The 25,414-nt window shown below is 69.8% G+C and carries 22 protein-coding genes; 10 read left to right on the forward strand and 12 right to left on the reverse strand.

All coding sequences use genetic code 11. The annotated features are described in order from the left end of the window. Window positions 1–47 precede the first annotated feature (47 nt). Window positions 48–266, forward strand: coding sequence for an MbtH family NRPS accessory protein (locus tag UA74_RS06595; RefSeq protein WP_075739495.1), 219 nt, complete (start codon window positions 48–50; stop codon window positions 264–266). A 71-nt stretch (window positions 267–337) separates the two neighbouring features. On the opposite strand, the gene UA74_RS06600 is transcribed toward UA74_RS06595, so the two are convergent. From UA74_RS06600 to UA74_RS06610, 3 genes are all read right to left on the reverse strand, one after another. Further along, window positions 338–1,108, reverse strand: a complete 771-nt coding sequence (locus UA74_RS06600; protein WP_083682979.1) for a thioesterase II family protein — start codon at window positions 1,106–1,108, stop codon at window positions 338–340. Window positions 1,109–1,894: 786 nt separating this feature from the next. Further along, window positions 1,895–3,547 (reverse strand): substrate-binding domain-containing protein, encoded by a 1,653-nt coding sequence (locus UA74_RS06605; RefSeq protein WP_075764031.1) that lies wholly within the window; start codon window positions 3,545–3,547, stop codon window positions 1,895–1,897. Between the two features lie 427 nt (window positions 3,548–3,974). Next, entirely contained in the window at window positions 3,975–5,078 is a 1,104-nt protein-coding gene (locus tag UA74_RS06610) for an NAD(P)-binding domain-containing protein (protein ID WP_075739497.1), read from the reverse strand. 183 nt (window positions 5,079–5,261) lie between these two features. Here UA74_RS06610 and UA74_RS06615 point away from each other — a divergent pair, with 183 nt between their 5' ends. Beyond that, a complete protein-coding gene (locus tag UA74_RS06615; RefSeq protein ID WP_075766001.1) occupies window positions 5,262–6,218 on the forward strand; it encodes a phosphotransferase family protein in 957 nt (318 codons plus the stop codon). 148 nt (window positions 6,219–6,366) lie between these two features. On the opposite strand, the gene UA74_RS06620 is transcribed toward UA74_RS06615, so the two are convergent. The 5 genes from UA74_RS06620 to UA74_RS06635 all read right to left on the reverse strand — a co-directional run bounded on the left by UA74_RS06620 (window position 6,367) and on the right by UA74_RS06635 (window position 9,273). After that, complete coding sequence (locus UA74_RS06620; protein ID WP_157442176.1) at window positions 6,367–6,807, reverse strand: hypothetical protein; 441 nt, start codon at window positions 6,805–6,807, stop codon at window positions 6,367–6,369. A 61-nt stretch (window positions 6,808–6,868) separates the two neighbouring features. Further along, entirely contained in the window at window positions 6,869–7,219 is a 351-nt protein-coding gene (locus UA74_RS31575; protein ID WP_157442177.1) for a hypothetical protein, read from the reverse strand. Continuing rightward, the gene (locus UA74_RS31580; RefSeq protein WP_157442178.1) at window positions 7,216–7,989 is read right to left on the reverse strand and encodes a hypothetical protein; all 774 of its coding nucleotides are present in this window, start codon (window positions 7,987–7,989) and stop codon (window positions 7,216–7,218) included. Before UA74_RS31580 ends, UA74_RS31575 begins: the two co-directional genes overlap by 4 nt. Window positions 7,990–8,188: 199 nt before the next feature. Beyond that, a complete protein-coding gene (locus UA74_RS06630) occupies window positions 8,189–8,398 on the reverse strand; it encodes a DUF397 domain-containing protein (RefSeq protein WP_318533290.1) in 210 nt (69 codons plus the stop codon). Between the two features lie 20 nt (window positions 8,399–8,418). Then, on the reverse strand, window positions 8,419–9,273 hold the full coding sequence (locus tag UA74_RS06635; protein ID WP_075739503.1) for a helix-turn-helix domain-containing protein: 855 nt from the start codon (window positions 9,271–9,273) through the stop codon (window positions 8,419–8,421). Window positions 9,274–9,591: 318 nt separating this feature from the next. On the opposite strand from UA74_RS06635, the gene UA74_RS06640 reads away from it, so the two are divergent. The 3 genes from UA74_RS06640 to UA74_RS06655 all read left to right on the forward strand — a co-directional run bounded on the left by UA74_RS06640 (window position 9,592) and on the right by UA74_RS06655 (window position 10,776). Beyond that, window positions 9,592–9,996, forward strand: a complete 405-nt coding sequence (locus tag UA74_RS06640; protein WP_075739504.1) for a hypothetical protein — start codon at window positions 9,592–9,594, stop codon at window positions 9,994–9,996. Next, window positions 9,993–10,184 carry a hypothetical protein gene (locus UA74_RS06645; protein ID WP_157434031.1) on the forward strand — a complete coding sequence of 64 codons (192 nt, stop codon included), beginning with the start codon at window positions 9,993–9,995 and terminating at the stop codon, window positions 10,182–10,184. Before UA74_RS06640 ends, UA74_RS06645 begins: the two co-directional genes overlap by 4 nt. A gap of 301 nt (window positions 10,185–10,485) precedes the next feature. Next, window positions 10,486–10,776 (forward strand): hypothetical protein, encoded by a 291-nt coding sequence (locus UA74_RS06655; protein ID WP_157434032.1) that lies wholly within the window; start codon window positions 10,486–10,488, stop codon window positions 10,774–10,776. 507 nt (window positions 10,777–11,283) lie between these two features. On the opposite strand, the gene abc-f is transcribed toward UA74_RS06655, so the two are convergent. From abc-f to UA74_RS06675, 4 genes are all read right to left on the reverse strand, one after another. After that, window positions 11,284–13,017, reverse strand: a complete 1,734-nt coding sequence (abc-f, locus tag UA74_RS06660) for a ribosomal protection-like ABC-F family protein (protein ID WP_083682980.1) — start codon at window positions 13,015–13,017, stop codon at window positions 11,284–11,286. A gap of 945 nt (window positions 13,018–13,962) precedes the next feature. Then, window positions 13,963–14,724 (reverse strand): SDR family NAD(P)-dependent oxidoreductase, encoded by a 762-nt coding sequence (locus tag UA74_RS06665; protein ID WP_075739508.1) that lies wholly within the window; start codon window positions 14,722–14,724, stop codon window positions 13,963–13,965. Between the two features lie 234 nt (window positions 14,725–14,958). Then, window positions 14,959–16,224 carry an NAD(P)/FAD-dependent oxidoreductase gene (locus UA74_RS06670; protein ID WP_075764037.1) on the reverse strand — a complete coding sequence of 422 codons (1,266 nt, stop codon included), beginning with the start codon at window positions 16,222–16,224 and terminating at the stop codon, window positions 14,959–14,961. After that, window positions 16,221–16,538 (reverse strand): bifunctional 3-phenylpropionate/cinnamic acid dioxygenase ferredoxin subunit, encoded by a 318-nt coding sequence (locus tag UA74_RS06675; RefSeq protein WP_075766005.1) that lies wholly within the window; start codon window positions 16,536–16,538, stop codon window positions 16,221–16,223. Before UA74_RS06675 ends, UA74_RS06670 begins: the two co-directional genes overlap by 4 nt. 130 nt (window positions 16,539–16,668) lie before the next feature. On the opposite strand from UA74_RS06675, the gene UA74_RS06680 reads away from it, so the two are divergent. From UA74_RS06680 to UA74_RS06700, 5 genes are all read left to right on the forward strand, one after another. Beyond that, window positions 16,669–17,478 carry an IclR family transcriptional regulator gene (locus tag UA74_RS06680; protein ID WP_083682981.1) on the forward strand — a complete coding sequence of 270 codons (810 nt, stop codon included), beginning with the start codon at window positions 16,669–16,671 and terminating at the stop codon, window positions 17,476–17,478. A 488-nt stretch (window positions 17,479–17,966) separates the two neighbouring features. Continuing rightward, entirely contained in the window at window positions 17,967–20,531 is a 2,565-nt protein-coding gene (locus UA74_RS06685) for a GcvT family protein (protein ID WP_075739510.1), read from the forward strand. 292 nt (window positions 20,532–20,823) lie between these two features. Further along, window positions 20,824–21,975, forward strand: coding sequence for an aromatic ring-hydroxylating oxygenase subunit alpha (locus UA74_RS06690; RefSeq protein ID WP_075739511.1), 1,152 nt, complete (start codon window positions 20,824–20,826; stop codon window positions 21,973–21,975). A 339-nt stretch (window positions 21,976–22,314) separates the two neighbouring features. Next, complete coding sequence (locus UA74_RS06695) at window positions 22,315–22,908, forward strand: flavoprotein (protein WP_232237655.1); 594 nt, start codon at window positions 22,315–22,317, stop codon at window positions 22,906–22,908. A gap of 701 nt (window positions 22,909–23,609) precedes the next feature. Next, window positions 23,610–25,391 (forward strand): glycoside hydrolase family 6 protein, encoded by a 1,782-nt coding sequence (locus UA74_RS06700; protein ID WP_083682982.1) that lies wholly within the window; start codon window positions 23,610–23,612, stop codon window positions 25,389–25,391. Window positions 25,392–25,414 lie beyond the last annotated feature (23 nt).

Raw genomic sequence — 25,414 nt, forward strand, 5'->3', positions numbered from 1 at the left:
CAGCTGCGTGCGAGGGCCGGGCCGAGAACGAATGAGGTGTTCAGACGATGACCGACTTCTTCGCCGATCCGGCGTCGCGGGTCCGGGTGCTGGTGGACGACGAGGGCAGGCATGCGCTCTGGCCGGTCCGCGCGCCGACGCCGCCGGGCTGGCTGGTCAGCATGGCGGAGGGTACCCCGGCCGAGTGCCGCGATCATGTGATCGCGCACTGGCCGGGACCGGTGTTCGGCGTCGACGACCCGGCCGACACGGCCGGGCCGGTCTAGGCCTTCCTGGACGAAGGCGCCCGTCCACCCCGCTGGAGAGGACGGGGCGGATCGGTGACGCCTGCGCCCCGCTAGCGTCGGGCCGACCGGCCCGTCGAGGCGAGATGTCGGGTGAGGTCGCTCGTCAGCTCCGACTCCTGATCGACCAGGTAGAAGTGTCCGCCGACGAACGTGCGGTGCGCGAACATCGCGGTGGTGACCTCCGCCCAGTCCACGACCCTGTCGATCGGCGCCAGCGCGTCGTCCGATGCGGCGTAGGCCACGACCGGGGTGGACAGCGGTCGGCCCCGCGTGGGGCGATAGGTGGTCAACACGTTCCAGTCGGCGCGCAGCGCGGGCAGCATCAACTCCAACAGGGTCGGATCGAGGTCGGCCAGCTGCGGCCCCCCGATGGCCCGGATCTCGGCGAGCATCGTCCGGTCGTCCTGCGGCGCGAAGGGCCGGGCGTCGTGATGCAGCGGTGCGGGGTATCCGGACACGAACAACACGAGGGCGGGCGTGCCGAGCTGTTCCAGCCGCACGGCGACCTCGTAGGCCACGGCGGCGCCCATGCTGTGACCGAACAGGGCGATCGGCTCCGTCCGGAACGGCGCCATCGCGGCGACGATCGGCTCGACGAGATCGTCCATCCGCTCGGCGCCGGGCTCACCGAGCCGGTCCTGTCTGCCGGGATAGCGGACGGCGAGCATCTCGACGTCTCGGGAAAGGCCCTGCGGCCAGCCTCGGAAAGCACTGGCGGCGCCGCCCGCATGCGCGAAACAGAAAAGCCGGACGCGGGGCGCGGTGATCGGCAGGAAACGGCGGAACCACAATACCTCCGCCGGTACAACGGGAATGGTCACGAAGAAACCTCATGGTCTCGGCTGATTGACGGCCGGACTATAGCGACCATTCGGCGCTAGTTCGGGTGGACGGCAATTTTCTACTCGAAAGTGCGATCAATGCCGGGATCGATGCCTGCGAGCCGGACTGCTTAGCGCCGGTCGCTGATCGGCGCTGGAGTCGTGAGCGGGGCCAACGTGGAGGAACCGCCCGGCGGCAGGAGGCAGCCACGGTGGGGGCATGGCGACCGACGACGCCGCGGATCGCCGTGCGGGCCCGCGCAGCAGGAACGCAGGGATCAGCGACGCGCAGCGCTGCGGCGTCGAATGAGCGGTCTCGCCTGCCGCGCGACGAGTCGCCGCCGACTCGTGCCGCGCCGCAGGCGGTCTCCCGCCTCGGCTGTGGAGACGGTCCGTCGCAGCACCGGACTGTTCGGCTGCCCGCAGGTCGTCGCGGGGCTGTCGCGGGCGGAGGCTCCGGGCCTGCCGAGCTGGTGGAACCGGGCAGGCGAGGACGAGGGGCGATGCTCTCCTCGCGCGACGTCGAGTACTCGGCGAGTCTCGGGCCTCTCGAACCAGACCTGCGCAGTGGAGGCCGAACACGTCGCCGGGTCGGTGCGCGCAGGCCGGAGCACAGCGGGGCAGCGCGCCTCGGAGCCCTGCTGACGGGCCGGGCGTCCGGCCCGCCCGGTTCCGTTGCCTTCCCTCGGCGCACCCGTCTCGCCGATCGCGCCGAGGCGTCGACTCCGCGCAGTCGTGATCAACGGTCCTCGGCCTGCCCGCCGCAGGCTCCGCGCTGCCCCCCGCTCAGCCCGGTTCACATCCCGGCGGCTGACAGAGCTGGCTGCCCAGGGCGCCGAGGAAGATCTCGCCCATGTCGGCCGGGTCGTCGGCGGTGAAGACCCGGCCGCCCGTGACGTCGGCGATCTGTTGCAGCGCATCGACGTCGATGTCCGGCCCGATGCCGATCAGCACGATCGGCAGCGGCGCGGTCGGGTCTTGCAGATCGCGCAGCGAGGAGAGCAGCCGGGGAAGTCCGATGCTCTCGGAGTCCTCGTCGCGGCCGTCGGTGAGGACGACGACGGTGTTGGTCCGCCCGGGCTCCCAACCCTGTCTGGCCGCCTCGTAGGCGGCCAGTGTCGTGTCGTAGAGCCCGGTGCCGCCGCCGGGCTGCGCGGTGATCGACCGCAGGTCGTCCAGCCCACTGCCCTCGGTGTGCTCCCGAACCGGCAGCACGGGCAGGACCTCGCGGTAGTCCAGGTCGCCGTCGAGCCGGGTCGAGAAGGTCCACAGGCCGAGTCGGGTCGTGGGCAGCAGCATCCCGATGCCCTGCTCCGTTGCGCCGATCGCCAGTTCCATCCTGGTCCGACCGGTGCCGGGGACGTCGTCGTTCATCGAGCCGGACACGTCCAGTGCGGCCAGGAGCCGACCGCTGCGGGAGGCACCCGCCCACATGCCGAGCGTCTCGTTGACGTCCGATGTGTCCGGCTGTGAGACGGGCGGGATCGACTCCGGCGCGTCCTGCTCGCCGATGGCCTCGCCGCCCGGCGTGCGCAGTCGGTGGTCGCCCAGCAGCCGCACGGTCTCGGCGGACCGCAGCACCGAGCCCAGCGCGCCCGCCGCCGTCCATTCGCGCTGGGTGGCGTCGAGCAGCGGGACGAACGGGAAGTCCAGGGAGGGCGCGTCCCGCTCGGGGTAGGCGGCCCGCAGCTCGACCTCGGGTGCGTCGGCCCGGTACTGGAGGAGCCGCTGCTCGCTCGTCGTGAGTGCGGCGGGCAGCTCGTCGGTGTCGGCGAGCCGCTGGTACAGCTCGTCCTCGTCGGCGGCCAGCTCTTCGGCGAGCAGCCGGAAGCGGCCGGTCGCCGCCGCCACCGGGTCCTCGGCGTCCCTCGCCAGTCTGCGCACGCTCCACAACATCGAGGTCGCGGTGGCACTGCGCGAGGGATCGGCCGTCCAGACGCTCGGCTCGCCCGCCTCCGGACCCAGCAGCGCCGACCACGAGGGGTCGTCGCCATGCTCGGCCGCCGCGTCGGGCGGCAGCGCGAGAACCACCGGCGAGGACGCGATCGAGCCGCCGGAGTCGGGCACCTCGGTGGCACCGTTCGCCCGTGCCCGCCGCAACCACATGCTGGACTCCGGGAGCCAGGCCGCGTACTCGGCCGCCTCCCGAGGATCGGCGAGCACCTCCACGGCCTCGGCGGAGTCGACGGAGCGCACGTCGACGTGATAGCAGTCGTCGTTCTCGTCCGTCCTCGGCTCGGTCGTCACCTCGTCGAGCAGCGGCGCCACGGACGGCGCGGCCATCACGGTCAGCGTCACCGAGTCCGAGCAGTCCGGTCCGCCGAGCAGACTCGGGAAGCGGTCGACGGCCGCCCACGCGAGCAGCGCGGTGACGAGGACGGTGGCGAGCAGCAGCCAGGGCAGGCGGCCACGGCCACGGTGCCTGATCGGCTCCGACATCGTGCCTCCTCATGCCTGCCGAACCGGGTCGATCGCGTGCGGGCATCGTGTCTGTCGCGGCCCCGGCGCCGCCGATCCTGTCAAACTCGGTGCATTCTCGACAGGCCCGATATGGCAGGCCCGCGGATCGGCCGACGATAACGCCGACGGGCGGAATAGGAAACACTGATCACGACGCCAAGAACGGCGGCGCGATCCGCAATTTCGATGATTCGTGATCTGCCGGACGGCTTTGTTCCCCCGTTCAGCGGCAGTGGATCAGCCGAACAGCGGGCTCGTCAGGCGCGTTCTGCCCATCCGAGCATTGCCACGCCGGGCCGCCGTCGTCGCCGACACGCCGGCCGATGTCAGCCGACCCCGACGTCGTTCGACGGCCCGACCTGCTCCGCCGATCCGAGCTCCGATGCCGGGCCTCGGCTGCGGCGCCTCAGCGCACCGCCGAGCTGCCCAGCGGGGCCCGGCCCAGCAGCCGGTTGACGTCGCGGACGGCGAACCGACCGGCGCGCGTCGCCCCGACGGTGGAGGCGGAGGGGCCGTATCCCACCAGTTGGACGCGCGGCTCGGCGGGGACGCGGGTGTTCTCCACGACGATGCCGCCGCCGGGCTCCCGTAGTCGCAAAGGACGCAGGTGGTCCAGCGCGGCCCGGAATCCGGTGGCATACAGGATCACGTCGGCGGACACCGCCCGCCCGTCGTCCCACACCGGGCCGTCCTGCGACAGACTGTCGAACATCGGCAGCCGATTCAACAGGCCTGCCTCCTGCATCTGCCGCACCTCCGGGGTCAGCAGCAGACCGGTCACACCCACCACGCTCTCCGGCGGACGGCCCGCCCGCACGGCCTCGTCGACCAGCGCGACCGCCGCCCGGCCGTGCTCGTGGGTGAAGGGGCCCTCGTGGAAGACCGGCGGTCGACGCGTCACCCAGGTCGTCTCGGCGACGCCTGCGATCTCGGCCAGCAGCTGGATCGCGGAGGAGCCGCCGCCGACGACGACCACCCGCGCTCCGGCGAACTCGGCGGGGCCCTGGTAGTCCACGGTGTGCAGCTGTCGACCACGGAAGTCGGCCTGACCGGGCACGCTCGGCCAGAACGGGCGGGTCCAGGTGCCCGTCGCGTTGATCACCGCCCGTGCCGAGTACTCGCCCCGGTCGGTCTCCACCCGCAGCCTGCCCTGCGGATCGTCGTCTTCTGGACGCACCGAGCGGACCTGCACCGGGCGATGCACGGGCAGCGCGAAGTGCTTCTCGTAGTCCGCGAAGTAGGCAGGCACCACCGTCGCGGCGCGCGCGGTCTCGTCCACCGGCCCCATGGGCAGGCCGGGCAGGTCGTGGACGCCATGCACGGTGGCCATCCGCAGCGTCGGCCACCGGAACTGCCAGGCGCCGCCAGGACCGGGCGGCGCGTCCAGCAGCACGTAACCGGTTTCGGGCCGATGGCCGGTCCGGCGCAGGTGGAAGCCGGTGGACAGCCCGGCCTGACCCGCGCCGATCACCACCACGTCGACGTCGGCAGCCGCTTCCTCGGTCCTCACCCCTGCTTCAACCCGCAGTGTCCGTCCGCTCTTCCCCGCCGGGCGGCGGGCCTGGTCACGGCCGCTACCGGCTCGGGAAGACCGTTTTGGGGCGTCGAGCCCACTCCGCTGCGGGCCCGTCGTCCGATGGCGAGTTCAAGAATTCATCCGGGAATGTGGGGCGGATGGCTTACGGTCTGCGACATGCCCCCGGGAACGCTCCTGCCCGTCGCCGAGACCGAAGATCAGTACGACGCGATCGCGGACGACGACGACCTCATTCGCCCAGGTGTCGACGCCCTGTGCGCCGAACTCGGACTGGACGGGGAGGAGGTCGACCGCTTCGACGACGGCTCGCTGCCCGTCTATGCGATCGGGGCGAACCGAGTCCTCAAGCTCTACCCCGGCGTCTACGCCGAGGAGGCGGGCATCGAGAGTTCGGTGCTCGACGCGATCGACGGCAGACTGTCGATCCCCACGCCCGTCCCGGAATGGGTGGGCGAGTTCGAGGGCTGGACGTACCTCCTGATGAGCAGGCTGCGCGGCACCAGCCTGGCGCGAGTGTGGCGACGGCTGCCGCCGGACAACCGGGCGTCGGTGGCCGAGAATCTGGGCACCGCCCTCGCCGAGCTGCACGCCGTCAACACCCCGGCCGTCGACGAACTCGGCCCGGCCGACTGGGCGGAGTTCATCGAGGATCAGCGCGCGAACTGCCTGGAGCGGCAGCTCGAATCCGGGCTCGCACCCGCGTGGGCCGAGCAGATCCCGGAGTTCCTGGACTCGGTCGACCTGCACACCGAGGCGACGTCGGCTCTGCTGCACTGCGAGGTGATGGGCGAGCACCTGCTGGTGACGCCGGGGGACGAGGGCTGGGAGCTGTCGGGACTGTTCGACTTCGAGCCCGCGATGCGCGGCGCGTCGGAGTACGACTTCGCCTCGGTGGGCCTGTTCGTCACCGCGGGCGACTCCACCGCGTTACGCACCCTGCTCACGGCCTACGGCTATGGCGCGGACCGGCTGACGCCGGAGACCTCGCGGCGACTGCTCGCCTATGCGCTGCTGCACTGCTCCGGAACGCTGCCCTGGTATCTACGGCGCCTGCCCGCCCCGGCCGAGCCGACCCTGGAGGCGGCGGCGCAGGCGTGGTGGGGATTGGGGTGAGGTGAGGGGCGAGGCCGGGCTCGGGCCCGGCCTCGGCTCGGTTGACGGGCTTGAGACGCCGCGGTGGGTGGTCTCGGACGTGCCCCTTCTGGTGTCGAAGCTGATGGCTGAGGCTGATCGGCTTTCCTTGACGCGGTCCATACGTTGTTCAGATCATGCATTCGCCGTTCTTGATCGATCCGTTGGCTTGGTAGTCCACACTGGTGACGAGCGGGGATTCCTGTTTGATTCGGACTGCGAGTTGCCTGCCCTTCTCGATCCAGGCGGCTTTGGTCGCCGGGGTGGGGAATCTCGAATCCGGCGGGTAGTTGTCGTCGTAGATTGCTTGGTATTCATCGTCCCAGGTAGTGATGTCGGAAATGAGTTCTGCGCTGAGGCGCAGGTCCTTCCCGGCTTGTTTCGGTGAATGGTTCATCCAATCGCCGTCGCCGTCGAGGTAGAACAGCGGTCCTTCGAAGAAGCCTGCTAGCATGGAGATGCTTCCGGCAGCTAGTAAGCTGCTTTCTTGTAGCTTGCACTCTTGTTTGGCGGCTTGGTTCTCACGATGTTCATTAGTCAGGTGTCTTGCCCTTCTCTTCTGTGTCAGCACGGCTTACGCTGGGAGAATCCCGGATTGACGATGCTGGCAGGGGTTCGGTCGCGGGTCTTGTCTAGAACACGCACGTACCGTCTTTGTAGAATCCATTCGCCTGGTAGTCCACGCTGGCGACGACTGGGGACTCTTGCTTGATGCGGACCGCTAGTTCCTTTCCTTTTTCTCGCCAGGCTTGCTCGGCCTCGGGGGTGGGGAATTTGGAGTCGGGCGGGTAATCTTGATCAAGAGTGTCCTGATATTCGTCGTTCCAGGCGGTGAGGTCGGCAACTATGTCGATGCCGAGTGACAGCTCAGCGGCGGCCTCTTCAATGGAATGGTTAGATCGCCTACCTTTTCCGGAGAAATAATAGAACGGGCCTTCGTCGTATCCTGCGAGTAGTGCAACGTCGACAGTCATGAAATTCATGCCCTTCGTTTATTCGGTCGAACCCTGTCTTCTAGGTTCATTGGATAGGAGGTGACGATATATCCATTCTTGGATATGACAATCGCAACCCGTCGTTTTTTGCCGCCGAAGTCTACGTCGTAGACTTCGGCGTCTTTTCCGCAGTACCCCGCCAGTGATCCCCGTTCTATTGCAGATATTATCAGGTCAGCCACTTGTTTCGCCGGTGTCCCCGTTTCTTCGAAATCGTTCTGACGTTTCGGCCGAAGTATGTGTGCTAAGCCAGACGAACCCTCGGTCCCCTCCTCTAGCCATACCAGGTGCCCGTCTCTATGGCGCGCCATCCGGATGATGCGTTCTGGGCTGATTTTTGTTCCGGTACGGCGGAGTTCGGCGATCCAGCCGGCGTAGCTGGTCTCTGGGTCCTCGGTCGCTGTGTTGAGCGATGGAGTCGCCTGCGCTTCGACGTGTGCACTGGGTCCGTTGCGGGGTGAGGTGGAGGATGTGTTGCCGTGATCGCCGATGCCGTGGCCGGCGATGTCGTGGCAGTAGGCGTCGATGAGGTCTTGGGCTTGTGCGAAGAGGGCGTTGGCGGCTCGGACTTCGGTGCTGGAGGCGGTGGCGAGGTGGTTGATGTGTCCGACTTCGGGCTGGGTGGAGCCGGCCGTGGCGTTGGCGAAGAGGGTGGCGCCGTCGGTGATGGCTGCGTCGGCTTGGGTGGTGGCGTGGCGGGCTTCGGTGAGCAGCGCGTGTGCCTGGCGAAGCCGGGCGACGACGTCGGTGACCGACAATGCTCGACTCCTCACTGTGTGTGTCCGGCCATGGTGCCGCAGGAGGGGGTCGGGTCGTCAAGCGGGTTTGGGGCCGGCGGGATGCCGATTCAGTCCACTGTGGACTTGGACTCGACTGGTGACGGGACCGCGAGACTCGGCACGGTGAGGCGCAGGAACCCCGGTCGCTGTGTGCGGCCGGGGTCCTGGAGGCAGGTGATCAGCGCAGTCGGCCGTCTTTGATCGCGGTCACTAGCGAGCCGAAGGCTGCCGGCGCGACGGCGAGTGTTCCGCCCTCGCGGTTCTTGGTGTCACGGATGCCGACCAGGCTTAATGCATGAGCGACCTCGACGCAGCCGCCTCCGCCGTTGTTGCTGCGGCTGCTCTTGCGCCACCTTGCGTGTGACAGGTCCGAGGTAGCGGTCATCATCGGTCCCCTTGTCTGATGGTTCATGCGCGGGCCGCATCGGCGATCAGCCGCCGGCTCCGCTCAGGGTCAAGTGCTGTCGCCTTCAACCCCTCGAAGTTCAGGCTATACGCACTTACCTCTTCGGGTTCTTCCAGGTAGATGCCGTGTGTGAGGTGTTCTTCATAGACCACGTCATCGAGATGCGGCTCGGTGAACGACAGGAGTTCGAAGCCACTACCCATCGCTGGAAACGCACCCGTTCCAAGTGGTAGAACCTGGATGGAGACGTTCGGCAGTTGCGACAGCTTGCCGAGATGGGTGAGCTGCTCGCGCATCACGTCCGGTCCGCCGACGCCTTGACGCAGCGCGGGTTCCCAGATGACGGCCTCCACGGACAGACTGCGATCTCCGGTCAGCCGTGACTGTCGTGTTCGTCGCACTTCAGTGCGGTTGGCGACCGTCGTTGCAGATGGTTGGGGTACCCATGCGCGGCCGAGCGCGGCAACGTAGCTCTCGGTCTGGAACAAGCCGGGGACGAGCTGCGCGGTAAAGGTGCGCTCTGCTGCTGCGTCGGCTTCGAGTTCTACGAAGTCTTGGGTTGCCTCGTACAGGACGTCGTCACCGTATTGCTGCCACCACCCAGGCTCTTGGGCTGTCAGCACTGCGTTGCTGAGGCGGTCGCGCTCGGCCTCGGGCACCGAGTACACGAGCGCCAACGCGAGCACGTCGATGACAGTGATCGTCTGCGCAGCGTTTTCGATCTTGCTCAGTTTCGACGTTGACCAGCGGAGTCGCTTGGTCACGTCGGCAAGCTTGAGGTCGCCTTCGTTCCGCCACTTCCGCAGCTCACGGCCGATCCGGCGCATGCGGACCCCTGCGCGGAAGTCCTCTGCCATCTGTCCTCCTGTTCTCGACGTCGCTCGGCCCTTGGCCGCCTGACTCTACGGGGTAGGCGTGACTCGACCAGGTTAGTCCGTCTGGGCTAAATCGAAAATTTTCCCTTCGGCTACCTTGATCCTCGGATATGGGTCGTCCATGCTGGCGGAACTCCAGGAACAGCGAAGGGGCCGGACACCTCCAAGCCTCCGGCCCCTCCACAACGAGAGGAGCTACGACGTGGCAACCGTCGTGACTCATCCCGCCGAGAGCCTAACGGCGGATCGTCCAACACAAGATCTATCTGCTGGCCCGGTGGGTGCGTTGGGATCGGCGCGGTGAGGTTCATCGATGATCATCTGTTCGCCACGTTGACCGCCGTCGGTGCGTCCCTGCTCGTCTTCGGCGTCTTCGACCTCGCCTGGCGGCGGTGGCGGGAGTCGCATCCGCGTCGACGTCCACCGTCGCGAAAGGACTGGCGGCGGATTCGCGCCGTCGAGGAGCGGCTGCGCGCTGCTCACGTGATCGCCAGGGTCCGGGCGGAGGCGGCGTCTGCTGAAGTCGAGGCCGAGGCCCCCGCCCGGCGCGAGTCGCCGTCCCGGCGCCGAGCCGCGCAGTACTCGGCGCCGCCGATCCCGTCGAGCCGGACCGTGGCCGTCGACTCGACGCAGATCCGGCTCTCCACTCCGGTCCCCGCCGTGCCTGCGGGTTGGGTGCACGCCTTCTCGGGGAGCCTCACGTGAGGCGCGCGGTGGGTCAGTGGCTGCACGGGCTGCTTCGCCGTCCTCGGCCGGTGCCGTGCTGTGCCTTGATCTCGGTGGTGCTCGGCGGTGTCGAGCTGCGGGCGCCGCAGCCTGCGGTGTACTCCCGTGCCTCGCGGGTCCGCTACTTCATCCACGATCGCCGCCGCCTTCAGCTGGTGCACCGATGACGGGCGGCGCAGGTGCCTCCGCCACCGTCCAGGCCTGCCGGCCGCCTCGCACCGAGGGGTGCAGGCCCGACCTCGGCTCCCCGACGGCACCGATTCGGAGCGGGGAACCCGCCGAACGGGGCGGCTCCTCTTCTTCCGATTCTCCCGCCGCCGACCCGGCCGCGCCTCGGCCGAAGGAACCCTCGGCGGACCATCCGCCGAGGTGGGGCGGGCGGTTCCGCCGCCTGGAGCATCGGCGGGACGAGGACTACAGCTCACTCGACGTCGCGGTCTGCGGGGCGGCGATCGTGTCGGTGGCCGAGTGGCTTCGCTTGTTGCGTTGCGCCGTCTGCTTTCCGGCGGTTCCGTCGTGACGGCGACGGCCTGGTTCGTGCGGAGCGTGCGCACCGGGGACACCCATCTGGCCCCGGCCGACTGGAACGGCTCCGATCTGATCCGGCCGGTGTGCGCGCCGGCGGTCGAGTTTCGCGCGATGAACCGGCGGCCCTTGCGCGTCTGTTACTACGACGAGCAACGCTGCCCGCTCTGCCTCGGACTCACCACCACCCCCGCCGCACCGATCCCGCACCTGGCATCGGCGGCCCCGCGATGAGCGACCGGACGGCGTGGCCACGGCCGAGTCTCGCACGGTGGCAGCGCTTCAGATGCGACGCAGGGATCACCTAGAAGCAGCAGAGCCGTGAACTCCCCGATCCGGGCGTCGCCCGCCCGGCCGGGGCGGTCCGAACCTCCCCCGACGCGGACCCCGCGCGGTTCGGACCACCGGCGGCGCGGGCGGCCATCCCGCCTGGCGCCCGCGCCGCTGCCGAGGCTGTCGGCTGTGTATCCGTCCGCAGTCGACAGGCGGCCCGGGCATCCCCGGACACCGGCGCCCACCCGGTGGCTCGGGCCGCAGCCCGAACCTCTCGGGTGCTCTGCCGTGGCCCGACTCCGGCAGAGCACCCGAGATCCACGAACCACCGCCGCCGACCCCGCACCCTGAGAGCCTGTCTTTGATCCTCCTGGAGTCGTGAGCGGGGATCAGCTGACGACAACGCCGCAGATCGCCGCGTTGGCCCCGCGCAACTCCGAAAGTGGGGATCAAAGGCAGGCTCTTAGCTCAGTCGACCAGCCTGCCCGCCCGCATCGTGACGACGCGACCGGTGAAGCGGGAGCGCAGCATCCGGTCGTGCGAGACGATCACCACGGCACCCGCGTACTGGGCCAGCGCCTCCTCCAGCTGCTCGACCAGCGCGGGGGAGAGGTGGTTGGTCGGCTCGTCCAGCAACAGCAGGTCCACCTCGCGGCGGAACAGCCTCGCCAGTGACAGCCGCCTGCGCTGCCCGATGGAGAGCCCGCTCAGCGGTGTGTCGAGTTCGCCGGAACGGAACAGACCGGAGGCCGTCAGCCCGCCCCGATGCTCCGTCGACGGGCCCGGCAGCCCGGCCGCGAAGGCCTCCGCCAGCGTGCGATCGGGGTCGCCGATCGGGTCGTCCTGCGGAAGCCAGCCCAGCCGCTTCGGCCTGCGCACCCGTCCCCGATCCGGTTCGAGGTCACCGGCGAGCACCCGGAGCAGCGTGCTCTTGCCCGCGCCGTTCGGGCCGGTGATGAGTACCCGATCTCCGCCGCGCACGTCGAAGGACGCCACGTCGAGTCGGTCCCCGACCAGGACCTGATCGGCCGTGACCAGCGGAGATCGCGAGCCGTCCTCGCCGCCGCCGCGCAGTGTGGCGCGGAAGCGCAGCGGCGCGGGCGGACGCGGGACCGGTGACTCCTTGAGTCGTCGCACCCGCTCCTTCGCCTGCCGCACCCGCGCGGAGATCTGCTTCTCCACCGAGCGCTGATGCCGCTGCGACGACTTCTCCGTGTCGCGCCGAGGTCCCGCCGCCAGGACGTTCGCCGCCGACGACGCCAACGCCGTCTGTCGTTCGATCTCCGCCAGCCAGTCGCGATGGGCCTGCTCCCACCGATCGCGTTCGGCCTGCTTGTCCCGCAGGTAGCCCGCATAGCCGCCGCCGTGTCGCTCGACGACGTGCCGTTCGGCGTCCACGGCAAGCAGTGTCGTGACCACCCGATCGAGGAAGACCCGGTCGTGGGAGACCACGACGACGGTTCCCCGATGCCCGCGCAGCCGGTCTTCCAACCAGGTGAGCGCGCCCGCGTCGAGATGGTTGGTCGGCTCGTCGAGCAGCAGCAGCTCCGGCGATGCCGCCAGCAGACAGGCCAGGCCCAGCCGGGACTGCTCGCCGCCGGAGAGCGAGCCGAGCAGCCTGTGCCTGCCGATTCCTGCGAGCCCGAGCCCGTCCATCGCGGCGTCGACGCGGGCGTCGGCGGCGTAGCCGTCCCGCAGCTCGAAGGCCTCGACGAGATCGCCGTAGCGGACGAGTCGGTCGGGCAGTTCCTCCGCCGGGGCGTCGGAGAGGGCCCGTTCGGCATCCCGCATCCGGCGTTCCAGGTCGCGGATGTCGGCCAGGGCATGGTCGATCGCGTTCTGCACGGTGTCGGACGGCGGCAGGTCCGGGACCTGACCGAGGTAGCCGAGGCCGCCGGGCGCGGTGACGGTCACCTCCCCACCATCCGGCCGGTCCAGCCCCGCGATCAGGCGCAGCAGCGTGGACTTCCCGGAGCCGTTCTCGCCGATCACGCCCGCTCGCTCGCCTGCGGCGACGGACACGGTGACGCCGTCGAGCAGCGTTCGCCCGCCCGGCGCCCGCACGGCGTCGCGCAGCGCGAGTTGGAAGACCCGCCCGTTGGCGGCGGTGGGGGTCGCTGGGATCTCCCCGGCTGCCGCCTCGGCGGCTTCTCCGGGATCGGTGCTGGTCAGCACAGTGGTTCTCTGGCGGTTGGTGCGCATGGTGAATCCACCTTCGGTGCGAGAAGAGACGAGATCACCGAGGGGAGCTGCGGGCGGCACGACGAATCCGGCCGCGTGGCACCGTGACCGGCGCGGGACGCGGCGCGGACGGCTTGCTCAGCACGGGACGACCCGCCGTACGCAGCGCAAACGGCTGCGGATCAGCGGAGAACGGTCCGGCGAGAGAGCAGCCGGGCGGGCAACAGCTCAGCGGGGAGCGGCCTGCGGGGTGTGCTTGTCGTGCCGACTCGGGTCGGCTGCACCGAGGACGTCGCCCGGCACGGCGCCGGGACCGTCAAGGCCCGGGACGCGGCGGCTGATCAGGCGACGTCACAGCTCCGACGAGGAGCTTCAGTGGAAGTACAAGCGCAACGTGCGAGCGCCGGAGCATGTCATGTGGTCCACCATACCGACGGCGTCCAGTGGTTTTCTCCCGCGCGGAGTCTGATCGCTCGCCCGCGTGGGGCATGCAGGGGCGGCCGGTCAGCAGGCGTCTGTCCTGCCGGGAACGGGGCGCGGTCCCGGAGGCAGTCTGCAGAATGGGACGCCCGACTGTTTCGCGACAGGTATTCTCCTGGTCGTCGCGAAACCAGTCGACGGCTATCCGGCCGAACGGCTCATTGCATTCATTGGCACGTTTCTGATCCCGAACGGCCGAAGCAGAATCGGCGATCTTCGATTCGAGAGCTGCCTGCCGCTCACCCGTCCGACCGGATGCCGAACCATCCGTGGCGGCTTCTTCATGCCGTCGTGATCGGCCCCGTTCCGGCGACGGTGTTCCGAATAGTGATGAGCCCTACTGGTAATGTCCGGGCGGGAATAGGCGCGGCCGGAAGCAGCGGACCGCGCCCGCCGCCGGTCCACGTCGTTGACGACGTCTCCGGCGCTGCGGTGGTGATCGCCGGTCAGGGCCGGACAGCGCAGTCCTGACGGGCGATTCCGGGATCAGCGAGTGGTGAAGCCGCCGTCGACGGCAAGCGCCGCGCCCGTGACGAAGCTCGCCTCATCGCTCAGCAGGAAGGCGGCGAAGGCGGCGATCTCCTCGGGCTGGGCGACGCGACCGACCGGGTGCAGACCGGCGATCATCTCCCGACCCTGCTGCGTCGCACCAGTGCTACTGCGGTAGGCCGGGGTGTCCACACCGCCGGTGAGCAGCGCGTTCACCCGGAGACCGTGTGCGGCGTTCTCCAATGCGGCGGCCCTGGTCAGACCGACGATCCCGTGCTTGGCCGCGACATAGGGCGCGAGGGCGGCCATCCCGACCACCCCGAGGTTGGAGGCGTTGTTCAGGATGGCCCCACCACCCGAGGCGAGGATGGCAGGCACCTCATGCTTGATTCCGTAGAACACGCTCGTCAGATTGAGGTCGAGTTCGGCTCGCCAGGCGGCCTCGTCGAGGTCCTGCACCGGTGCCATCACGGTGATTCCGCCCGCATTGTTGAACGCGCCGTCCACTCGACCGAATCGCTCGACCGTCGTCCTGACCAGAGCGGCGACCGAATCCTCCACCGTCACATCGGTCGGCACGAACAGGGCCTTCCCGCCCCGGGATCGGATCTCGGCGGCGAAATGTTCGCCTACGTCCGCACCGCGAGCGGCGAGTACGACGGTGGCGCCCTCGGTCGCGACGCGTTCCGCCACCGCCTTCCCCATCCCCGACGTGGCACCGGTGATGATGATGACCTTGGAGTCTAACCGAGACGACATTCTCATCCTCAGATCGAACGAACACAGGTGACAGCTCGGCACCTATAGTCGCCCGCCCAGGGCGCGCAGGCTCGCGATATTCGGACGGCACATTCTGGTCTTCGACGTAATCCGGGCATGGAGAATCCAACATCTGCCGTGAGTGCGGGCGCTGCCGAGTGCGGTCCGGCCGGGGCGGCGGCCGTCGATCCCGATCGCGCCCGGCACACCCGACGCGCGATCAGGAGCGGGCCGTCACGTCGAGGCCGCAGGCGACGACTCGACGGCCCGCTCGACCTCGGCCCGCAACTCGCGCCGCAGCCGAGTAAAGCATCGGCCCCGGTTCATCGCGACGACGCCGGTGAGCCTGCCCTGCCTGCGATAGACGGAGACGAAGTCCCGGTCGGCGAACGAGCCCTCGACCACCGCCAGATCGTCGTCGGCGTCGGGGTGCCCGGCGAGCTGGATGCGGGTCGAGTACTGGTCGGACCAGAAGTACGGCACCCGGTTGGGCACCGGATCGGTGCCGCTCTCGCCGCGCGACCGACCGGTCAGCAGCGTCCGCACCGCGACGGGCGCCTGTTCCACGGCCGCCGTCCAGTGCTCGTGCCGCCGCGAGCCGCCCGCCGGATCGGCGTAGCGCGCGACGTCGCCGAGCGCGACCACGCCGGGCAGCGCGGTGGCGCCTCCGGCATCGCAGCCGACCCCGTCGGCGATGTCCACCCCGGAGCCCGCCAGCCAGTCGACCGCAGGCCGGGAACCGATCCCGATCACGACCACGTCGGCGGCCAGCTCCCGGCCGTCGCGGCCCAGGACGGCCGTGACCCGCGTCGAGCCCGTTCGGTCCGTGTCTCCGCCGGCGCCGTCGCCCCGGTTCGGCTCGGTCCGCAGCCCGGCGACGCCGAAGCCGCAGTGCATCGTCACCCCGTGATCCCGATGCAGCTCACCGCAGATCGCGCCCACCGTCGGACCGAGCACCCGCGCCAGCGGCACGTCCAGCGCCTCCACCACCGTGACCGGCAGGCCGAGCGCGTGGCAGGTGGCCGCCACCTCGGCGCCGACGAAGCCCGCGCCGATCACCACCGTCCTCGGCGTGCCCTCGGTCAACGCCGTACGCAGCGCCCGCGCATCGGCCAGCGTGCGCAGGGTGTGCACCCCGGCGACGTCGGTCAGTCCTGGCAGCGTCCTGGCCAGCGCACCGGTCGCGATCACCACGCCGTCGGAGGCGATCAGCGTGCCGTCGTCCAACTCGACCGTCCTGGTGTGTCGGTCGAGTCGCACGGCCCGGCGACCGGTGCGCCAGTGCGCGTCGACCTCGGCCAGCTCCGCCTCGTCGGCCAGCGCCAGTTCCGCCTCGTCGATCTCGCCGCGCAGGAACCGCTTGGACAGCGGCGGCCGGTCGTAGGGCCGCTGCGGCTCCGCGCCGATCACGGTGATCGTCCCGTCGAAGCCCTGGTCGCGCAGCTCCCGGACGGCGTGCCAGCCTGCCAGCCCCGCGCCGACGACCGTCACGGCTCTCATGCGACCGGCTCCCGCACCGAGGTGTCGACGTGGATCATGTCGCCGACGAGGACCACCGGGTAGGTTCGCACCGGCCGCCGGGCGGGCGGACCCGTCGGCATTCCGGTGCGCAGGTCGAACATCGCGGCATGGAGCGGACACTCGATGAGGCAGCCCTCCAACCAGCCGTCGGACAGGGCGGCGTCCTGATGGGAGCAGGTGTCGTCGATCGCGTACAACTCGCCGTCGGCGTTGAAGACCGCGACGGGTCGGGGCGCGAGGACGCGGACGGATTCGCCGGGCGGGAGTTCGGCCAGAGTGCAGACGGGGATCACGGCGGCCTCCAGTTGCGCAGAGCGGAACATGGTGTGGAGTACGCAACACTGTGCGGCGCGTGTTCCGGCGTCGTCAATACGCCGCTCGGGTTGTCCGAGGGGGCTGTTCCCGGCGGCTACGGTTGGCGCCATGGGCGATGACACGGCGGTGAACGGACGGGACAGGGCATCGGCCAAGACCGGCGGAAACCTGGTGCAGTCGGTGGATCGGGCGATCAGCGTGCTGGAACTGCTCGCGAAGAACGGCGAGTCCGGCATCACCGAGATCGCCGCCGAACTCGGTGTCCACAAGTCGACGGCCTCCCGACTGCTCACCGTCCTGGAGCAGCGCGGCCTCGTCGAGCAGCTCGGGCAGCGCGGCAAGTACGTGATCGGCTTCGGCATCGTCCGACTGGCGGGCGCCGCCACCGGCCGGATGGACCTCGCCCAGCTCGGCCAGACGGTGTGCCAGTCGCTGGCCGAACAGCTCGGCGAGACGGTGAACGTCGCCGTGCCCGACAGCGGAGTGGCCATCAACATCAGCCAGGTGCGCGGCGCCGCGTCGGTCACCACGCACAACTGGGTCGGCCAGCGCACCCCGCTGCACGCCACCTCCAGCGGGAAGGTGCTCCTCGCGCACCTGCCCGACCGGCAGCGCGAGGCACTGCTGGGGGAGGAGCTGGAGAGCTACACGCCCAGGACCGTCACCGACGTCGCCGATCTCCGGGCCGAGCTGGACCAGGTGCTTCGCGACGGCTACACCGCCTGTTTCGAGGAACTGGAACTGGGCCTCAACGCGCTGGCCGCACCGGTTCGAGGACCCGACGGCGCGGTGCTCGCCGCGATCAGCGCCTCCGGGCCCTCCTACCGGCTGTCGCGCAGGCGTATCCGGCAGGTCGCGCCGCAGCTCATCGCCGCCGCCGGGGAGCTGTCCCACCGGCTCGGCTACCTCGGCGACTAGAACCAGCGCGCCGCCGATCGAGCGGCCGAGGCTTCCCGCGAGCGGCGAGGCCGTTTCCGCCGCAGGCGACTTCGGGCGAGAACCGCGCATACCCACCGGAGTCTCGACGCCCTCCTCACCCGCTCGACACGCGGACCTGGCCTGTTCGGCATGCACCCTCGGCGACGCCGAAACGGCCTATTGACACTGCCCGACGGGGCGAGGATTTTGTTGCGTATTGAGCGACACACTTCGTGCTGTGCAACAGATGGGGCGGTTGCGGTGTGGAAGGACGGGGTCGGATGAACGATGGCTCGCTCGGTCCGGACACGCCCGCCAGCCGCCCGGCCCACCGCGGAGCAGCGGTGATTCGGCCCGTCCGGCCAGTGTGGACTCTCCTGCCGCGCTGATCCCCCGTCTCGGCGACCCCGGTCGGGGTCTCGTCCCTCTCGCCTCGCTCCGCTGGAGACCGTAGGCGTCTCGTTGTCGAATCCGTAGGAGGTTCCGAGGTGGCCGCATCCCCGAGGGTGGTCGTCATCGGCGCGGGAATCGTCGGCTGCGCGCTCGCCGACGAGCTCACCGAACGTGGCTGGACCGATGTCACCGTGCTCGAGCAGGGCCCGCTGTTCGAGACCGGCGGGTCGTCGTCCCACGCTCCCGGCCTGGTGTTCCAGACCACCGGGAACCAGACGATGACCCGGTTCGCGCGGTACACCGTCGAGAAGTACCGCGCACTGACCGATCCGACGGCGAGGTCGGCGGGGGATGCGCCCTGTTTCCGATCGGTGGGCGGCCTGGAGGTGGCCCGCACCCCACAGCGCTGGGCCGACCTGCACCGTCGACACGGGTGGGCGACCTCCTGGGGAGTTCCCTCGATGCTGGTCGACCCCGAGGAGGCCGCCCGACTGCACCCGCTGCTCGACGCGCAACGGCTCCTCGGCGGACTGCACATCCCCTCCGACGGACTCGCCGTCCCGGTCGCAGCGGCCCGCGCGCAGGCCGACCGAGCCGCGGAGCGAGGGGCCCGCTTCCTGGCAGGCAGGCGCGTGATCGGGATCGACCGCGTAGGCGGTCGGGTCAGCGCGGTGCGCACCGAGGACGAGCGATTCCGCGCCGACGTCGTGGTGTGCTGCGCGGGAATGTGGGGCCCGAGGATCGGCGCGTTGGTCGACCTGTCGATCCCGCTCACGCCGATGGCCCACCAGTACGCCAAGACCACGACGCTGCCCGCGCTCCGGCGAACCGCCGGTCGGCAGATCGACAGTGCGGAGCTGCCGATGCTGCGACATCAGGGGGCCGGGCTCTACTTCCGTACGCACGGCGACCGGCTCGGCATCGGGGCCTACGGCCATCGACCCATGCCGATCTCGGCGTGGGACATCGGCGGTGCTACCGCGAGTGGCGACGGCGGCTCTGCCGCGAATGGCCACGGCGGCTCTGCCCCGCCTGGCCACGGCGATGCCGCCGCGATCCTGCACGTCGGCGAGGCCGTCACGCGGATGCCCTCGGTGCTGGAGTTCACCTCCGAGGACTTCGAACCCTCGTGGTCGGCCGCGCAGGAACTGCTTCCCGTCCTGGGCGATGCCAAGGTGGACGAGGGCATCAACGGGCTGTTCTCCTTCACCGCCGACGGGATGCCGCTGCTCGGCGAGCATCCCTCGCTGGAAGGCTGCTGGTTCGCCGAGGCGGTGTGGATCACGCATTCGGCGGGCGTCGCGCGGGCCATGGCGGAATGGCTGGTGGACGGACAACCCGCCCTGGACCTGCACGGCTGCGATCTCAACCGCTTCGAGCGGGTGCAGACCACGCCCGAGTACGTCCGGGTGCGCAGCGCGCAGAGCTTCGGCGAGGTCTACGACATCGTTCATCCGCACCGGCCGATCGAGGTGCCGCGCACCCTGCGCGCCAGCCCGTTCTACGAACGACAGGAACGACTCGGCGCCCGATTCACCGAGGTCAGAGGCTGGGAACGGCCGCAGTGGTACGCCGAGAACGAGAATCTTCCCGAACTCGCCGAGGTCGCCGCGCCGGGAGAGTGGGCGGCGCGGCACTGGTCGCCGATCGTCGGCGCCGAGGCCCGGCACGCCCGACGTCGGGCGGCGCTGTTCGACATGACGCCGCTGACTCGTCTCGAGGTGACCGGCCCTGGTGCTGCCGACTTCCTCCAGACCATGACCAGCAACGACGTCATCCGGCGGATCGGCTCGATCACCTACACGCTGCTGCTCGGCGACGACGGCGGCATTCGCAGCGACCTCACGGTGGCCCGGCTGGGCGAAGAACGTTTCCAACTCGGCGCCAACGGCCCGCTGGACCTCGACTGGCTACGACGTCACCTGCCCGGCGACGGTTCGGTGCAGGTCCGCGACATCACCCCCGGTACCTGCTGTCTCGGCCTGTGGGGCCCGAGCGCGCGAGAGGTGTTGAGCGGGCTCACCGACGACGACGTCTCGCACCGGGGTCTGCGCTACTACCGGGCACGGGAGATCCACGTCGGCGGAGTGCCCGTCACGGCGATGCGACTGTCCTATGTGGGCGAACTCGGTTGGGAGCTGTACACCACGGCCGATCTGGGCAGGCTGCTCTGGGACACGCTGTGGGAGGCGGGCCGTCCGCACGGACTGATCGCTGCGGGCCGAGGCGCCTTCGACAGCATGCGACTGGAGAAGGGCTACCGGTCCTGGGGGCTGGACATGACAGGCGAGCACGACCCGTATGAGGCAGGCGTCGACTTCGCGGTACGCCTGGACAAGGGCTACTTCGTCGGTCGCGACGTCATCGAGGCTCGGCGGGATTCGCCGCCTGTCCGTCGACTCTGCGCGCTGGTCACCCCGGACCCGGCGGCCACCGTCCTGGGTGCCGAACCGGTGTTCGTCGACGGCAGGCCGGTCGGCCACGTCACCAGCGCAGGCTACGGCCACACGCTGGGGCTGGGCATCGCCTACGCCTGGCTGCCCGCCGAGCACGCGAAGCCCGGACTGCCGGTCGACGTCGAGTACTTCGGCGAGCGACTCCCCTACGAGGTCGCCGCCGAACCCCTCTTCGACCCGGAGGGCACCCGGATGCGCCGATGACCGCCAGGGGGTGAGCAGTCCGCCGCCTGCGGCGCGCGTCAGCAGCGGGTTCGTGATCCGAGCCTGCGGTGCGACGTCGAGCCTCGGTTCCTCGGTGTGACCGACCGCGCGCCCATACCGAGAACCGGCCGATCTCGCCCACGCGCCCGTCGCGATGCGGGCCCCGGCCCCGCAGGCACCGAGGCCTGCCCTGCGATCGCACTCCGCAGCCAGACATCGACCTCCCCGCCGCAGGCCCGGCCTGCGCCGCCCAGGCATCCGGCTCGACTCGGCATCCGAGAGGTGAACGATCATGACGACCACCGACGGCCCCACCGGACTCGTCGCCACCCTGCCCGGCCGCTACTACACCGATCCCGCCGTCTTCGAACGAGAACAGCAGCGCATCTTCGAGGCCGGGTGGATCTGCGCCGCCCGCGCGGCCGACCTGCGTGCTCCCGGCGACTTCCGCACCGTGCAGGTCGGCAGGGAGAGCGTGCTCCTCGTGCTGGGACGCGACGGTGTGCAGCGCGCCTTCCTCAACATCTGTCGGCACCGGGGCGCCCGGTTGTGCGTCGAGGAGTCGGGAACGGTCCGGCGCAGCCTCCAGTGTCCCTATCACGCCTGGACCTACGGGCTGGACGGACGACTGACGGCCGCGCCCAACCTGAGTTCGCTCGGCGCGGTGGATCGCACGGAGTACGGCCTGATCTCGGTCGCCCTGCGGCACTGGCTCGGCTACCTGTGGGTGTGCCTGGGCTCGGCGCCGCCGTCCTTCGAGGACACGGTGATCGACGCCGTGACCGAGCGACTCGGCGACCCGGCAGCGGTGGAGCGGTACCAGGTGGAGAGCCTGTCGCTGGGCAGGCGGATCTCCTACGACGTGCGGGCGAACTGGAAGCTGATCGTCGAGAACTTCATGGAGTGCTATCACTGCGCCACGATTCACCCCGAGCTGACCGACGTCCTCCCGGAGTTCGCGGAGGGCTACGCCGCGCAGTACTACGTGGGACACGGCGCCGCGTTCGCCGAGGAGGCCGAGGGCTTCACCATCGACGGCAGGCCGGGCTTCGCGCGGCTGCCGGGGATCGCGGCGGACCAGGACCGCCGCTACTACGCCGCGACGGTGCGGCCGCAGGTGTTCCTGAATCTGGTGCCGGATCACGTGATCCTGCATCGGATGTATCCGCTGGCCGTGGATCGCACCCTGGTGGAGTGCGACTGGCTCTACGCCCCCGACGTGGTGGCCGCCGGCGCGGACACCTCGGCGTCGGTGGAGCTGTTCGACCGGGTCAACCGGCAGGACTTCGAGGCCTGCGAACGCTGTCAGCCCGCGATGGCCTCCAGGGCCTATGCCCGAGGCGGGGTGCTCGTCCCGGTCGAACACCACATCGGGGGCTTCCATGACTGGCTTCTCGACCGGTTAGGCGAGAGGAGCGAACAGGACGGCGTGCCCGATCGATGACCTCCAGCGGACGGACGGCTGCGGCGGCTGCCGTCGGCGACGACGTGGCGCGGGGGCCGCATCGTCTCGTCGGGCTGACGGACGCGGCCTCGATGGAGCGCGACCGGTGTCGGTGTCCTGCCTGGTCAGGGCGGCTGTGCTGCCCTAGGCGAGGCCCCGCGCTCGGACCGAGCCTCGGCTGATCTCGACGGCATTCGCGGTGTCGACTGCTGCTAGCCTCCCGCCAGGCGGCGCGTCCTCGCGTCACCCCGGCCGGGGCCGACCGGCCAGCGGTTGCCGGGCGCACTTCTCGGCGAACGGCGGCGGAATCCCGGCTGATCGAGATCGGAGCGGCAGGCGATGACGACAGGCGTGACGACCTCGCCCGGCGCAGCCCGACCGCCGATGATCGGCATCGTGGCCTCGGCGGCGGGCGGCCTGGAGCGACTGCGCGCCGGACTCGTCGAGCCCGCGCTGGCCAGCGGCTGGCGGGTCGGCGTCACGCTCACCCCCACCGCAGCCCGCTGGCTGAATGCCGTCGGCGAGGTCGAGGCCATGGCCGCCGTGACCGGACTCCCGGTGCGATCGGAGTCCCGGCTGCCCGGCACGGCCAGACCGCATCCGCCGGTCGACTGCTACGTGCTGGCGCCCGCCTCCGCCAACACGGTCGCCAAACTCGCGCTGGGCATCGGCGACAACCAGGCGCTCACGCAGGTCGGCGAGGCCGTGGGTGATCCTCGGGTGCCGGTGGTGGTCTTCCCACGCGTCAACGCCGCGCACGCCAGACACCCGGCCTGGCCTGGGCATCTGGCCGCACTGCGCAACGCGGGCGTCGGTTTGGTCGAGGGCCCGAAGGTGTTCCCCCTGGCCGAGCCCGCCGAGGAGCCGGAGCGGGATCTGCCGTGGGCGCACATCCTCGACGCGGTCGCCGCCGCGCTGGCCTCGCGGACCTGATCGAAGCGGGGCGAGCCGATCCGGCCCCGGCATCCGCAGCTCGCCGAATTACATGGGAGCGTTCCCATGTTCAGGCGGTGCGAGGACGCGATGATCGTGGCCCGTCGGGGGTGCGCACCGAGGTCCTCGCCGCCCGCCGCGTGGGGTGAATCGCTTCGAATCGACGATTCGACAACCCCGCTGCCTGGGCGTTCCTCGTCGGGGGAATGCGGGACGTCGATATCGGATCGAAGACCGCTCGCGCGAAAAGGGGCCTCGGTCGACGGGGTTCGACGGCCCCGAATGGTGATCATGCACAGCGGGGCCTGATTCTCGACATCCGACGCTCTCAATGCAGGTCAGCGCACGTATCGACGGGGAAGCTCCGGCGGTCGGAGCGTGATCGAGAGTGTTCCCGCCCGTCCTGGACAAGGGCGCCGCCGATGCCCCGTGTCGCCGTCCGGTGATCTGCGTGATCCTTGAACGAATTTCTCGGCCGACCTCTCGGCGAGTTCCCGGCGTCCCTACCTGGTGTTTCCTTCGTCGAAGCGAACGTGGTCGGAGTCGCATCGGTGATCCAGAACACAGTTTTCGCGTTACGCCCTCTTTTCAGCCTGTTACCGCATTGGTACAGTCCGTTCTGGGAGCGCTCCCAATGGTCCGTCGCGAAGCGCTTACCGCCTCGGACAAGGGTGTCGTGAGGTAACAAGCAAGGAGCCGAAATGAGATATGACTCCCCAAGCAAGGCGAGGGAATCACGTCGCCGTCGCGGCACCGCCGCAGCGTCGGCGATGGTTCTCGCCTCTGGACTCTTACTCGCCGTCGGTCAGACGGCCATCGGTGCGGAGAACGATCCGGCACCTGCGCAGCAGCGGGTCGACAATCCGTACGACGGCGCTCAGGTCTATGTGAACCCGATCTGGGCGGCCAACGCCGCCGCCGAGCCCGGCGGCTCGGCCGTCGCTGACCAGCCCACCGCCGTGTGGATGGACCGGATCAGCGCCATCGAGGGCAACGGCAGCCCGACGACGGGTGACTACGGGCTGCGCGACCACCTGGACGAGGCCGTCTCCCAGGGCGCGGACCTGTTCCAGGTCATCATCTACAACCTGCCGGGGCGAGACTGCGCCGCGCTCGCCTCCAACGGCGAGCTGGGCCCCGACGAGCTGCCCCGATACGAGTCGGAGTACATCGACCCGATCGCGGAGATCCTGGCCGACCCGGCCTACTCGAGCCTGCGCATCGCGACGATCATCGAGATCGACTCGCTGCCGAACCTGGTCACCAACGTCGGCGGACGTGAGACCGCGACGCCCGAGTGCGACGAGATGCTCGCCAACGGCAATTATGTCAACGGCGTCGGCTACGCCCTGGCCCAGCTCGGCGCGATCCCGAACGTCTACAACTACGTCGACGCGGGCCACCACGGCTGGATCGGCTGGGAGGACAACTTCGGGGCTTCCGCCGACCTGTTCTTCGAGGCGGCGAACGCCAATGGCGCCACCCCCGACGACGTGCACGGCTTCATCGCCAACACCGCCAACTTCTCGGCACTGGAGGAGGAGAACTTCTCCATCGGCGACACCATCAACGGTCAGCCGATCCGGGGTGAGTCCAGCTGGATCGACTGGAACAACTACGTCGATGAGCTGAGCTTCGCTCAGGCATTCCGGCAGGAGGCGATCTCGGCGGGCTTCAACTCCGACATCGGCATGCTGATCGACACCTCCCGCAACGGCTGGGGCGGCAGCGAGCGACCGACCGGACCTGGCCCCGAGACCAGCGCCGACGCCTACGTCGACGGCGGACGCTACGACCGCCGGATCAACCCCGGGAACTGGTGCAACCAGGCCGGTGCGGGCCTCGGCGAGCGGCCCACCGCCTCGCCCGCCGCAGGCATCGACGCCTACGTCTGGGCCAAGCCACCGGGAGAGTCCGACGGCTCCAGCGAGGAGATCCCGAACGACGAGGGCAAGGGCTTCGACCGGATGTGCGACCCCACTTACGAGGGGAACCCGCGTAACCAGAACAACCCCTCGGGTGCACTGCCCGACGCGCCGATCTCCGGACACTGGTTCTCCGCTCAGTTCCAGGAGCTGCTGGCCAATGCCCACCCGCCGCTCGGCTCCGGCCCCGGCGACCCGGGCGACCCCGGCGACCCCGGTGACCCCGGTGACCCCGGCCCGGTCACCGGCTGCAGCGTGAGCTACAGCGTCCAGTCGCAGTGGAACGCGGGCTACGTCGCCCAGGTGACCGTGACCAACACCAGCAGCACCGCGCTGCCGAGCTGGTCGCTGGTCTGGACGAACCCGAGCGGTCAGCAGGTGACCAGCGCCTGGAACGCCTCGGTCACCCAGCAGGGCAGTCAGGTCACCGCCAGCGGAAGCGGGTGGAACGGGAGCATCCCGGCAGGCGGCTCGGTGAGCTTCGGCTTCCAGGGCACGCTGAGCGGGGCGCACGTCGCACCGGCCGCGTTCTCGTTGAACAACTCCGCGTGTAGCTGACGCTTCGGCGTCCGATCGCACCA

The organism is Actinoalloteichus fjordicus (assembly GCF_001941625.1).
Lineage (GTDB): Bacteria > Actinomycetota > Actinomycetes > Mycobacteriales > Pseudonocardiaceae > Actinoalloteichus_A > Actinoalloteichus_A fjordicus.